Origin of the sequence: Actinomadura barringtoniae, assembly GCF_017573505.1 — a bacterium.
GTDB lineage: Bacteria > Actinomycetota > Actinomycetes > Streptosporangiales > Streptosporangiaceae > Spirillospora > Spirillospora barringtoniae.
In genome coordinates this window covers 39,302-52,819 of sequence record NZ_JAGEOJ010000012.1, presented here as the reverse complement: position 1 = coordinate 52,819, position 13,518 = coordinate 39,302, and the positions used below count along the sequence as shown (strand labels likewise).

Genomic DNA, 13,518 nt, shown 5'->3' with positions numbered 1-13,518 from the left:
TGAGCCCCCGGCGCGTGAGACCTCGCGCGGCCGTCGCCGCCGCCACCTCCGGGGTGGTCGTCGCCTCTCTGGTCGCCGTACCGGCGCACGCCGCGGCACGGGACGCCCTGCGCATCACCGACCTGGAGACCGAGCACGCCACCGATCCGCTGTCGATCGGTGAGGCCAAGCCCCGCCTGGGCTGGGTGCTCCGGTCGTCCGAACGCGGGCAGCGCCAGACCGCCTACCGGATCACGATGTCGGCCGGCGGCCGCACGCTGTGGGACTCGGGCGAGGTGAAGAGCGACCGCTCGTACGACGTCCGCTACACCGGGCCCGCCCTCACCCCCGCCACCCGCTACTTCTGGAAGGTCAAGGTCGCGGGCGCCGACGGGCGCTGGACCGGCTGGTCCGACCAGGCGTGGTTCGAGACCGCGCTCGCGACGGGCGGCTGGAAGGGCTCGTGGATCGGCGCCCCGCCCACGCAGACCTCCACGCCCGACCTGAACGGGACCAACTGGATCTGGTTCCCCGAGGGCGACCCGACCAGCAGCGCCCCGGCGGGCGACCGCTACTTCCGCGGCTCGTTCGACGTGGCGACGGTGCCGCAGACCGCCCGCCTGACGATGAGCGCCGACGACGGCTTCACCGCCTGGGTGAACGGCAGAGAGGTCGGCGGCCGCGAACCCGACCCCGCGCAGGAGAACTGGCGGCGCCCGATCGTCGTCGACGTCGCCTCCGCGCTCCGCCAGGGCCGCAACGTGATCGCGGTCAAGGCCACCAACGGCAAGGAGAGCCCGGCGGGCATGTTCGGCCGCCTGGAGCTGTCCGGCAAGAACGTCGACACCGACGGCTCGTGGAAGGCCGCCGACAAGGAACCGGCCGGGGACTGGAAGGCGGCCGACTTCGACGACGCCGCCTGGTCGGCGGCCAAGGTGCTGGCGGCGTGGGGGAGCGGCCCCTGGGGCAAGGTCGTCCCCGAGAAGCCCACGCTGCCCGAGCCGTTGCTGCGCCGCGACTTCACCCTCTCCGGCAAGAAGGTCGCCAAGGCACGCCTGTACGCGGCGGGCGCCGGTTACGCCGAGCTCAGCCTGAACGGAAAGCGCGTTGGCGACGAGGTCCTCGCCCCCGGCTTCACCCGCTACGACAAGCGCGTCGAGTACGTCACCCACGACGTCACCAAGATGCTCCGCAACGGCGGCAACGCCATCGGCGCCCGCCTCGGACGCGGCTTCTACGGCATGACCCAGGAGAACGTCTGGAACTGGAACAAGACGCCCTGGACCGCTGAGCCGCGCCTGCTCGCCCAGCTCGTCGTCACCTACACCGACGGCTCCTCGCAGACGATCGCCACCGACGGTCAGTGGCGCTACGCCGAGGGCCCGGTCCGCTACGACTCCCTCTACGGCGGCGAGAGCTACGACGCCCGCGAGGAGAAGCCCGGCTGGGACAAGCCCGGCTTCGACTCCGGCTCCTGGAAGCCCGCCGCGGCCCTGACCGCTCCCACCTCCAACGTCGTTCCCGAAGAGCACGAGCCCATCAAGGTCACCGGCACCCTCCGCCCGACCGCGGTGACCAGCCCCAAGGCGGGCACGTACGTCTTCAAGCTCCCCACCAACATCGCGGGCTGGGCGCGCATCCGCACGCACGGCCCGGCGGGCGCCACGATCAAGCTGAAGTACGGCGAGAAGCTGAACGCCGACGGGACCGTGCAGGACTCCAACGGCAACGTCACCGGGCGCTTCCAGACCGACGAGTACACCCTCGCCGGCCGCTCGGGCACCGAGACGTGGGAGTCGCGCTACAGCTACAAGGGCTTCCAGTACGTCGAGGTGACCGGCTGGCCGGGCGACGCCCCGACCGCCGCCGACCTGGACGGCCGCGAGGTGCACACCGACCTGCGCTCGGTCGGCACGTTCCGCAGCTCCAACGCCATGTTCGACCAGATCAACGCGGCCACCCGGCAGACCGTGGTCAACAACTGGCACGGCATCCCGACCGACACCCCGATGTACGAGAAGAACGGCTGGACCGGCGACGCCCAGCTGATGGCCGAGATGCAGATGTCGGAGTTCGACCTGCGCCGCCCGTTCACCAAGTGGATGACCGACCACCGCGACAGCCAGGGCTCCGACGGGCTCGTCCCGGCGATCGTGCCCGACAACGGCTGGGGCCTCGGAGCGGGCTGGCACGCGCCGCCGTGGCACGCCTCGTTCACCGTGATCCCGTGGCTGATGTACCAGCGGTACGGGGACAAGGACCTTCTCGCCGACAACTACCCGGCGATGAAGAAGTACCTGGACGGCTGGCTGAAGCGGGCCGACTCCGAGGGCCTGTACCCGAGCACGCTGAACGACTATCTGGCGCCCGGGTACGGCGGCAACACCCCCGAGGACATGCGGCTGGCCGGGACGGCCTACACCTACTCCAACTCGATGATCATCGCCGACGTGGCGCAGGTCCTCGGCGCCGCCGACGACGCGGCCCGGTTCCGGGGCGAGGCGGCGAAGATGCGGGACGCCTACAACAAGGCTTTCCTGCGCGGCGACGCCTACGTCACCAAGACCGACCCGGGCTACCGCCAGACCTCGACGCTGATCTCGCTGGCCCTCGGCCTGGCGCCCAAGGAGTCCGAGCAGGCCCTCACCACCCGTCTCGTCCGCGACATCACCGACCGCGGCAACCACCTGAACACCGGCGCGCTCGGCACCAAGTACCTGCTCACCGAGCTGACCAAGCGCGGTCAGGGCGAGCTGGCCTACAAGGTCGCCGACCAGCGCACCTACCCGAGCTGGGGCTACTGGCTGGGCAACGGCGCGACCACGCTGTGGGAGCGCTGGGACACCGACGCGCGCTCCCGTGACCACGTGTTCCTGGGCGGCGCGATCGGCGAGTGGTTCTACGACGACCTGGCCGGCATCCAGCAGGCCTCGCCCGGCTACGACCGCATCTCGATCACCCCGCACCCGCTCGGCGACCTGAAGTGGGTGGACGCGACGACGCAGACGCCGCACGGCCCGGTGCGGGTGCGCTGGGACCGTTCGTCCGGCCCGCTGAAGGTGAAGGTCGACGTCCCGGTCGGCGCCACCGCCAAGGTCACGCTGCCGAGCGGAGCCGCGCATGACGTCGGCTCCGGTTCGTACACCTTCCAGGAAAATAGAGGAGAGACCCGATGACGCCCACTCCACCCGAGGTGGAGCAGCTGCTGGCCCGCGCCCACACCCTGGGCGCGGACCCGCGCAACACCAACTACGCGGGCGGCAACGCCTCGGCCAAGGGCTCGGTCACCGACCCCGTGACCGGCCACGACGTCGAGCTGATGTGGGTGAAGGGCTCCGGCGGCGACCTCGGCACGCTCACCGAGAAGGGCCTGGCCGTGCTGCGGCTGGACCGGCTGCGCGCGCTCACCGGCGTCTACCCGGGCGTCGAACGCGAGGACGAGATGGTCGCGGCCTTCGACTTCTGCCTGCACGGCAAGGGCGGGGCCGCGCCGTCCATCGACACCGCCATGCACGGCCTGGTCGACTCCGCGCACGTCGACCACCTGCACCCCGACTCGGGCATCGCGATCGCGACCGCCGCCGACGGGCCCGAGCTGACCCGCCGGATCTTCGGCGACCGGGTGGTGTGGGTGCCGTGGCGGCGGCCCGGCTTCCAGCTCGGCCTGGACATCGCCGCCATCAAGGAGGCGAACCCGCAGGCCATCGGCGTCATCCTCGGCGGCCACGGGATCACCGCCTGGGGCGCGACCAGCGACGAGTGCGAGGCCAACGCGCTCGACATCATCGCTGCCGCCGAGGCCTACATCGCCGAGCACGGCAAGGCCGACCCGTTCGGGCCGGTCGTCCACCCGGCGCTGCCCGAGGCCGAACGGCACGCGCGGGCGGCGGAGCTGTTCCCGCTGATCCGGGGGCTGGCCTCCACCGACCGCCCGCAGGTCGGCCACTACACCGACAGCGACGAGGTCCTGGACTTCGTCTCGCGCGCCGAGCACCCGCGGCTCGCCGCGCTCGGCACGTCCTGCCCGGACCACTTCCTGCGCACCAAGGTCGCGCCGATGGTGCTCGACCTGCCGCCGGACGCGCCGCTGGAGGACGCGGCGGCGCGGCTGCGCGAGCTGCACACCGCCTACCGGGAGGAGTACGCGGCCTACTACGGGCGCCACGCCACCGCCGGCTCCCCGGCGATGCGCGGCGCCGACCCGGCGATCGTGCTGGTCCCGGGCGTCGGGATGTTCAGCTTCGGCGCCAACAAGCAGACCGCGCGGGTCGCGGGCGAGTTCTACGTCAACGCGATCAACGTGATGCGCGGCGCCGAGGCACTGTCGACCTACGCGCCGATCGACGAGTCGGAGAAGTTCCGCATCGAGTACTGGGAGCTGGAGGAGGCCAAACTCCGCCGGATGCCCGCGCCCAAGCCGCTGGCCACCCGGGTCGCGCTGGTCACCGGCGGTGGCTCCGGGATCGGCGCGGCCACCGCGCGCCGCCTGGCCGCCGAGGGCGCGTGCGTCATCGTCGCCGACCGCGACCTGGCCGCCGCCGAGAAGGTCGTCGCCGAGATCGGCTCGGCGGACGTCGCGGTCGCCGTCGGCGTGGACGTCACCGACGAGGACCAGATCGCCGCCGCGCTGCGGGCGGGCGTGCTGGCCTTCGGCGGCGTCGACCTGGTGGTCAACAACGCCGGACTGTCGATCTCCAAGCCGCTGCTGGAGACGACCGTCGCCGACTGGGACCTGCAGCACGACGTGATGGCGCGCGGCTCGTTCCTGGTCTCCCGCGAGACCGCCCGCGTCATGATCGAGCAGGACATGGGCGGCGACATCGTCTACATCTCCTCCAAGAACGCCGTCTTCGCCGGGCCCAACAACGTCGCCTACGGCGCCACCAAGGCCGACCAGGCCCACCAGGTGCGGCTGCTGGCGGCCGAACTGGGCGGGCACGGCATCCGCGTCAACGGCATCAACCCCGACGGGGTCGTGCGCGGCTCGGGCATCTTCGCCGGCGGATGGGGCGCCAAGCGCGCTGCCGTCTACGGCGTGGAGGAGGACAGGCTCGGCGAGTTCTACGCCCAGCGGACCCTGCTGAAGCGCGAGGTGCTGCCCGAGCACGTCGCCGCCGCCGTCTTCGCCCTGACCGGCGGCGACCTCACCCACACGACCGGACTTCACGTCCCCGTCGACGCAGGAGTCGCCGCCGCCTTCCTCCGCTGACCCCGCAGACCCTCCAGAACTCCCGCGGAACCTCCCTCCACCCCCTCTGGGAAGGACCTTCATGCGTTCGAGCTCCCGCCTGCTTCCCTTCGCCGCCCTCGGAGTGACCGGCCTGGTCACCGCGACCGCCCTCACCCCACCCGCCGAAGCGGCAGGCTTCGGGCTGCCCCCGCTGTCCGCCGCCGATCGCTACGTCATGACCCCGGCGTCGCGCGTGGTCGCGCCGGCCTCGGTGTCGGAGTCGCACGCCGTGAACGCCGACTACGTCACGGCCGCCTCGCCCTCCTCGGAGACCGACGGGCACGCGCTCGTCGCCGGATCGTCGACCGTCGCCAAGGTCGACGGCGTGCAGGTGCGGCGGGCGGGGGAGAACGCGGCGGGAGCCTCGTTCGGCTACACGCTGAAGGTCCCGCGCGGCCAGAAGGTCCGGCTGCGCGTGGAGGAGGCGGGCAGCCCGACCTCGCACTACCAGGTCCTCGTCAACGGCCGGGTGGTCTACGAGCGCAAGCCCGACAGCGCCCAGGCGGGGGTCTGGAGCAACCTGTCGGGGCTCGTCCACTACGACGTCGCGCTCCCGGCCGGGTCCGCCGACTCGATCAACGTGACGTTCCGCAACATGGACACGCCCGGCCACGGCGCGCGGGTCCACGCGGTCTGGACGCTCGCGGGCGGCGGGCGGACCGCCGCGCCGTACGGCGGAACGGTCTCCGACCCGCGCGGCGCACTCGGGCGCGGGACGACGACGCTGCGGTCGGACGCCTACGGGCGCCCGTACGTGGTGTACGACTTCGGCAAGGAGGTCGGCGGGAAGGTCCGGTTCCGGGCCGACTCGCTCAAGGGCGACGCCAAGATCGGGCTGGCCTTCAGCGAGAGCACGCAGTACCTGACGACCTCGTCCGACTACAGCCAGGACCCGGTCGGGCTGGCGACCGAGACGCACTACGTCACGGCCGCCAAGGACCGCTCCACGGTCGCAGACCCGGTGATCCGCGGCGGCTTCCGCTACCTGATGGTCTTCCTTGCCGAACCGGGCGAGGTGAAGCTGTCGGACCTGCGGCTGGACTTCACGGCCGACCCCGCCAACCCGGCGCCCGCCCGCTACAAGGGTGCGTTCCTGTCCAGCGACGACACCCTCAACCGGCTCTGGTACTCCGGCGCTTACACCGTCCAGCTGGCCACCATCGACCCCAAGACCGGGCGGCCGTACCCCGGCAAGGAGGGGCCGGTCACCAACGACGCGATCATCGGTGACGGCGACAGCGTCATCACCGATGGCGGCAAGCGCGACCGCATGATCTGGGGCGGCGACAACGCCGTCTCCGACGTGGTGTCCTACCTCAGCACCGGGCGTCCCGGACCGGCGGAGAACGCCGTGGCCTTCATGGCCAAGGGGCAGGCCGCCTCCGGGCAGATCCCCGGGCTCTTCCTCACCGACAAGCAGGGCTACAACCTCGGCTGGGGCGAGTACGCCGAGTGGTGGGTGCAGAACTACTGGGAGCACTACCTCTACACCGGCGACAAGGCCTTCCTGGACCGCTGGTACGACGCCATGAAGAAGAACGTGGCGTGGCTGGAGTCCAAGGCCGACGGCGACGGAGTCCTCGACCTCAAGGGTGCGGGCGGCACCTGGGGCTACGGCAACGAGGGCAAGGGCACCTACACCAGCTCCCTCTACGTCCGCATCCTCGGGCTGGCGGCGCAGGCGGCCGAGGCCAAGGGGGACGCAGCGCTCGCCAAGACCTACCGCGGGCAGGCCACCCGTACCGCCGCCGGAGTCAACAAGCAGTTCTGGGACGCGGCGGCCGGCGCCTACCGGGTCGGGCCCTCCGACGCGGCGCACCCGCAGGACGGCAACGCCATGGCCGTCCTGTCCGGAGTCGCCACCGGAGACCGGGCGAACGCGGTCCTGAAGTTCTTCGGCGGCTCGCTCGCCGGGAAGTACGGAGACCTGACCGTCGACAAGGACGGCAGCGTCGTCCCGCGCTACATCAGCCCGTTCGTCTCCAACAGCGCCCTGCTCGCCCACGTCTCCCAGGGCGACACCAACGGCGCGATGTCGCTGCTGCGCCGCACCTGGGCGCCCATGCTGGAACGTGGCAAGCCCGGCACCCTCTGGGAGAACGTCAACCCCGACGGCGCCCCGCGTCTTGGCTCCTACACGAGCATGGCGCACGGCTGGGCCGCCGGGCCCACCTCGTTCCTCACCAACCAGGTCCTCGGTGTCACGCCCACCAGCGGCGGATTCGCGACCTTCAGCGTGCTGCCGCACCCGTCGTCCGGGCTGCGCTGGGCCCAGGGCCGGGTGCCGACCCCGGCCGGCGACATCACCGCGGCCTGGAAGACCAGCGGTCACACCTTCACCCTCCAGCTCGTCGCGCCGCGTTCGACGTCGGCGATGGGCGGCGTTCCGGCGGACGGCGTCCGCGAGGTCGAGCTCGGCGGCACGACCGTGTGGCGCGCGGGCAAGGCGCTGCGGCCGGGCGTGGTCGTCCGCGACGGCCTGATCCAGGTGCCCGGCCTCACCGGCACCGCGACCCTGACCGCCGTCCGAGGCTGAGAGGACTTCCCGATGGTCTTTTACACACGATCACGCAAGGGCGCCGCGGTCGCTGTGATCACCGCGCTCGCCGCATCAGCGATCGTCGCCGCCCCGGCATCGGCCTCCGCTCCCCGGCGCAGACCCTGGCAGGACGCCTCGTACACGCCCCACCCGGGCGACTGGCGGCCCTACGTCCTCGCCCCGTCCAGCCGTGACGTCAAGCCCGCCTCGATCCTCAAGGCCGACCCGCGGCAGGGCAAGATCGAGGGGCGGCCCGAGTCCGTGCTTCGCGGCGGCGGCGGCTCGGTCCGCCTCACCGGCGCGGCCGACCGGACGGGCTCGCCGATGCTGGTCATCGACTTCGGCAAGGAGGTCGCCGGGCACGTCAAGGTGCGCGTGAAGGGCGCCTCGTCGTCCCGCCCGGGCCTGCGCGCCTGCTTCAGCGAGTCCACTCGCTACATGGCCGACGAGCCGGGCGACAACGACGGCCAGGGCAAGATCGCGCCCGGCTGCGACACCGCCAACATCTGGAACGGCTTCCCCGGCCAGCCCTACACCGAGGACACCGACAGCCACGCGCTCCCGCTCGACGGCAAGCTCCCCGCGACCGTCCGCGACAAGCAGTTGCGCGGCGGCTTCCGCTACGTGACCCTCTTCCTGGACGGGCCGGGCTGGGTGGACGTGGACGGCGTCTCGGTCGACTTCACCGCCGCGTCCGGGCAGAAGGACCTGGACGGCTACCAGGGACGGTTCCTGTCCAGCGACAACCTGCTCAACAAGATCTGGTACGCGGGCGCCTACACCGTCCAGATCAACACCGGCGCGTCCGACACCGCCAAGAGCTGGCCGTACGTCAAGGGCGAGGGCGACCACGCCGACGCGCAGGTCCCGTTCGCCGACCCGCGCAAGGACGTCATCTACGACGGCGGCAAGCGCGACCGCATCGTCTGGCAGGGCGACCTGGCCGTCCAGGCGCCCGTCGCCTACCTCAGCACCAACGACGTTCCGGCCGTCGAGAACTCCCTGTCGTCGCTGGCCGCGCAGCAGCTCCCCGACGGCTACATGCCCGCCGAGAGCCAGGTCGGCCAGCACAACCGCGACGAGCTGCGCACCTACGGCGAGTACGTGACGTGGTTCGTCAACAACATGCACGCCCACTGGCTCTACACCGGCGACCGCTCCTACCTCGACAAGTGGTGGCCCGCGCTCACCAAGGCCACCGCCTGGCTGGAGTCGGTACGGGCGCAGGACGACAAGGGCCTCATCGCGTTCGACAAGGCCGGATCGTGCGGCCACTACGGCTACTCCGACTGCGGCCACGAGACCTACGTCAACGCCCTCTATGTCCGCAACCTCGCCCAGATGGCCGAGCTGGCGAAGGCACGGGGCGACGCGCAGGCCGCCTCCACCTACGCGGCCCGTTCGACGTCGGTGAAGAACGCCATCAACGACCAGCTCTGGGACGACAAAGCGGGCGCCTACCGGCTGTCCCGCGAGATCCCCGGCGCCTACCCGCAGGACGGCAACGCCACCGCCGTCCTCACCGGGGTCGCCGACGCCGAGCGCGGCGAGCGGGCCATGGCCTACCTGCGGGCCAACAACTGGGACAAGTACGGGTCGCTGACGGTCTCGCCGAAGACGCCGAACGCCTCGCTGCCGCCGTTCTACGCCCCGCTCCCGAGTAGCTTCGAGAGCGACGCCCGGCTGGCCGGGGGAGACGCCTCCGGCCTCGACCTCATCCGCACGTTCTGGGGCCACCAGCTCGCCGAGGCGCCGGGCACCACGTTCTGGGAGCACATGCAGCCCGACGGAACGCCCAACCTGAAGCAGTTCTCCAGCCTCGCGCACGGCTGGGCCGCCGGGCCGACGATCACCCTCACCACCCGCGTGCTCGGCGTCCGCCCGGTCACCGCCGGGTACTCCACCTGGGCCGTTGTACCGTTCGCGGGTGACCTGACCTGGGCGGAGGGCACCGTGCCGACCCCGCGCGGTGGGCTGGCGGCGTCCTGGCGCAAGGACCGGCACGGCTTCCGCCTCACCGTCCGGGCCCCGCGCGGCACGGGCGGCCGGCTCGCGGTCCCGGTGACGGGCTCGACCCGGCGGGTGACGCTCGACGGCCGCACGGTCTGGGCGAACGGCAAGGCCACGGCCCACGGCGTGACGATCACCGGCGGCCACGTGCAGATCGACGGCGTGGGCTCCGGCTCGCACGTCCTGGCCGCGAACGACTGAAGGGACTGAAAGGGACATGACCACCAACGGCACACCCTCGCCACCTTCGCCGCCCGTGCGGGTCGGCCTGGTCGCGGGCGGGCTCGGCGCGTACTGGCCGCAGTTCCCCGACCTGCTGCCGCAGCTGAAGCGCTCGGCCGACCGGGTCTCGGAGCGGATGCGCGAACTCGGCGCCGAGGTGATCGACGTCGGGTTCATCTCCGACGCGCAGGAGGGCGCGGTCGCCGCCGAGAAGCTGCGCGCCGCCGGCTGCGACATCATCGTCGGCTTCCTCACCACCTACATGACCGCGACGATGCTGGTCCCGGTCGCGCAGCGGGCCGACGCGCCGGTGCTGCTGATCAACCTGCAGCCGACCGAGTCGATGGACCACGCGACCTTCGACACCGGGCAGTGGCTGGCCTACTGCGGCGCCTGCCCGCTGCCCGAGATGGCCAACGCCTTCATGCGCTGCGACATCCCGTTCCGATCGGTGTCGGGCTACCTGGAGGACGAACGGGCCTGGACCAAGATCGGCCGCTGGGTGCGGGCCGCCGGGGTGCGAGCGGCGCTGCGGCGCGGGCGGCATGGCCTCATGGGCCACCTCTACCCGGGGATGATGGACGTCTCCACCGACCTCACCCTGGTCAGCGCCAATTTCGGCGGGCACGTCGAGGTCCTGGAGTTCGACGACCTGCGGGTGCGGGTGGAGAAGGTCACGGGCGCCGAGGCCGAGGCCAAGCGCGCCGAGGCGGAGAAGATCTTCGAGCTCGACCCCTCGGTGAACGACGACGACTTCGCCTGGGCGGCCCGCGTCGCGGTCGGCCTGGACCGGCTGGCCGAGGACTTCGAGCTGGACAGCCTCGCCTACTACCACCGCGGGCTGGACGGCGAGATCCACGAGCGGCTCGGCGCCGGGATGATCCTCGGCGCCTCGCTGCTCACCGCGCGCGGGATCCCGGCCGCCGGGGAGTACGAGCTGCGCACCTCGCTCGCGATGCTGATCGCCGACCGGCTCGGCGCGGGCGGCTCGTTCACCGAGCTGCAGGCGCTGGACTTCCAGCGCGGCCACGTGGAGATGGGCCACGACGGCCCCGCCCACCTGGCCATCTCCGCGCGCCGCCCGCTGCTGCGCGGCCTGGGCGTCTACCACGGCAAGCGCGGCTACGGGGTGTCGGTCGAGTTCGACGTCAAGCACGGCCCGGTCACCGCGATCGGCATCGTCCAGCGCCGCGACGGCCGGTACGGGCTCGTCGCGTCCGAGGGCGAGACCGTGGACGGCCCGCACCTGAAGATCGGCAACACCACCTCGCGGGTCGACTTCGGCTGCGACCCGGGGGAGTGGACCGACGCCTGGAGCGCCACCGGGATCTCCCACCACTGGGCCCTCGGCACCGGCCACCGCGTCGCCGAACTGCGCGATCTGGCCGACCTGATGGAGATCGACCTGGTCGAAGTACGCCCGTAGCACCGGCCGCCGGCCGCCGCCTCAGGAGCCGGCCATCTCATCGTGAGTCGGGGGACTTACCAGCAAGGAGGACGGGTGTGACGAGTGTCTTCGGCATGCGCACAATCCCCCGGCCGGTCGCCCTGTTGACGGTCCTGGCCCTGATCGCGGCGTTGCTGGCGGCGGTGGCACCGTCGTCGCCCGCCCGGGCGTCGGTCGGCACCGACCTCACGAACTTCGGCGCCGGCGGCGAGCAGGTGGTCCGCTTCGACACCGACGGCAACGCGGTGGACGCGCACGACGGCGCGATCCAGCGGTTCGGCGACACCTACTACCTGTACGGGACCAGCTACGACTGCGGCTACCAGTGGAACAACAACAGCACGTTCTGCGGCTTCAAGGTCTATTCCTCGCCCGACCTGGCGCACTGGACCGACCGCGGCCACGTGGTCGGGGCCCGCGACTGCAAGTACTGCTTCCGGCCGCACGCGGTCTACGACCGGGCCACACGCACGTACGTGCTGTGGGTGAACGATCAGGAGGCGGCCGACAAGTTCCGCGTCTACACCGCCGACCGGCCGACCGGTCCGTTCACCGAGCAGCCGGTACCCGACCTTCCCGCGGGCACCTCCTGCACCGCCGATCTCGACGTGTTCACCGACGACGACGGCACCGGCTATCTGGTGTGCAGCAACGCGGGCTGGCACATCGCGGTCATCCAGCTCACCCGTGACTACCTGCGGGCGGCCGGACCGTACGAGGTCACCGGGGTGACGCGTGTCGAAGCGCCCTCGATCTTCAAACGCCACGGCACCTACTACCTGACGATGTCGGACCCCAACTGCGGCTATTGCACCGGGACCGGCACCTCCTACCTCACCGCCAAGAGCCCCCTCGGTCCCTGGCACGGCCGTGACGCCTGGACCATCGAGGACGGCGCGCTGGTCGCCCGGGGCGGGCTGTACGGCCTGTCACAGCAGGGCGCCGACTGGAGCGACTACACCTACTCGTTCGACGTCGCCCCGCAGACGACCGTGGGGAGCACCAGCGCGCAGGCGGGCTTCTCGGTCCGGATGAACCGCGACGACTACGGCTACCTCTTCCTGCTGACCGGGTCGGGGACGGCGAACGGCAAGCTGAGCGTTCTGCGCCGGGCCGGGGCCACCACCGCCAGCCACGTCGTGCCGCTCGACAAGCCGATCAACGCGGGTGAGTGGCACCACGTGTCGGTCACCGCGGCCGGCTCCACCCTCACGACGTCCATCGACGGCGTCCAGGTCGACTCCTACACCGACGCCACCTACGCCGTCGGCAAGGTCGGCGTCCGCGAGTGGAACGGCGCGGCCCTGGAGTCGGCGAAGTTCGACAACGTGCGGGTGATCTCAGCCTCGGGCCAGAACCTGCTCTCCGACGACTTCTCCGGCGACCTGTCGCGCTGGCTCGCACCGACCCCGGGCGTCAAGATCAGCGACAGCTCCTGCGGGGGACAGCCCGCGCAGGTCGCGACCCTGCGGCAGCGCCACGGCGAACCGATCTTCCTCTACTTCAGCGACCTGTGGAACTTCCACACCAACGAGGCACGGGCCAACTTCTACTGGCAGCCGCTGAGCTTCGGGGCCGACGGCTCGATCGCCCCGCTCACCTGCGCCAACTCGCATGTACGGCTGGACCCGGGCCACCCGGGCAAGCAGCGCGCCATTCCCGGCCTGGACCAGGGCGGCGGCGTCACCGGCTTCCACCTGACCTGCGACATCGCGGGCGCGAACCAGCGCGAGCAGACCTTCACCGCGGGCCGGCGCGGGCGTCTCGCCTCGCTCGCGGTGACCACGTTCAAGGACGGCACCGAGGAAGGGCGAGTCCTGCGCAATCCGCCGACCGAACCGCTGCGGATCGAGCTCAAGGACGCCGCGTCCACGACCGTCTACGCCACCACCATCCCGGCCGGCCAGATCGGCTGGTCCGCCCGCAACGTGATCGTGCATCCCCGGATCCGGGTCCGCCGCGGCGACCGCTACACCGTCGTGCTCAGCTCGGCCGCCCCGCAGGGCTGCTTCGGCGTCGCCCAGAACGACCAGGGCCTGAAGTTCTTCACCACGATCAGCAGCTGACCCCCACCCCCTCGGAGCATGCCTG

The 13,518-nt window shown here is 71.7% G+C and carries 6 protein-coding genes; all 6 read left to right on the top strand.

All coding sequences use genetic code 11. The features are described from left to right. Nucleotides 1-14 precede the first annotated feature (14 nt). The 6 genes from J4573_RS28200 to J4573_RS28175 all read left to right on the top strand — a co-directional run bounded on the left by J4573_RS28200 (nt 15) and on the right by J4573_RS28175 (nt 13,493). Nucleotides 15-3,155, top strand: coding sequence for a family 78 glycoside hydrolase catalytic domain (locus J4573_RS28200; protein ID WP_208258922.1), 3,141 nt, complete (start codon nt 15-17; stop codon nt 3,153-3,155). Beyond that, nucleotides 3,152-5,188, top strand: coding sequence for a bifunctional aldolase/short-chain dehydrogenase (locus J4573_RS28195; RefSeq protein WP_208258920.1), 2,037 nt, complete (start codon nt 3,152-3,154; stop codon nt 5,186-5,188). Before J4573_RS28200 ends, J4573_RS28195 begins: the two co-directional genes overlap by 4 nt. Before the next feature lie 61 nt (nt 5,189-5,249). Continuing rightward, entirely contained in the window at nt 5,250-7,745 is a 2,496-nt protein-coding gene (locus tag J4573_RS28190) for an alpha-L-rhamnosidase-related protein (RefSeq protein ID WP_208258919.1), read from the top strand. A 12-nt stretch (nt 7,746-7,757) separates the two neighbouring features. After that, entirely contained in the window at nt 7,758-9,959 is a 2,202-nt protein-coding gene (locus tag J4573_RS28185) for an alpha-L-rhamnosidase-related protein (protein WP_208258917.1), read from the top strand. A 16-nt stretch (nt 9,960-9,975) separates the two neighbouring features. Next, a complete protein-coding gene (locus tag J4573_RS28180) occupies nt 9,976-11,406 on the top strand; it encodes an L-fucose/L-arabinose isomerase family protein (RefSeq protein ID WP_208258916.1) in 1,431 nt (476 codons plus the stop codon). A 77-nt stretch (nt 11,407-11,483) separates the two neighbouring features. Beyond that, nucleotides 11,484-13,493 (top strand): family 43 glycosylhydrolase, encoded by a 2,010-nt coding sequence (locus tag J4573_RS28175; RefSeq protein WP_208258914.1) that lies wholly within the window; start codon nt 11,484-11,486, stop codon nt 13,491-13,493. Nucleotides 13,494-13,518 lie beyond the last annotated feature (25 nt).

Excerpts from the sequence above, each read along its gene's own strand:
- J4573_RS28195 (WP_208258920.1), top strand. The coding sequence starts at position 3,152 with ATGACGCCCACTCCACCCGAGGTGGAGCAGCTGCTGGCCCGCGCCCAC.
- J4573_RS28180 (WP_208258916.1), top strand. The coding sequence starts at position 9,976 with ATGACCACCAACGGCACACCCTCGCCACCTTCGCCGCCCGTGCGGGTC.
- J4573_RS28185 (WP_208258917.1), top strand. The coding sequence starts at position 7,758 with ATGGTCTTTTACACACGATCACGCAAGGGCGCCGCGGTCGCTGTGATC.
- J4573_RS28190 (WP_208258919.1), top strand. The coding sequence starts at position 5,250 with ATGCGTTCGAGCTCCCGCCTGCTTCCCTTCGCCGCCCTCGGAGTGACC.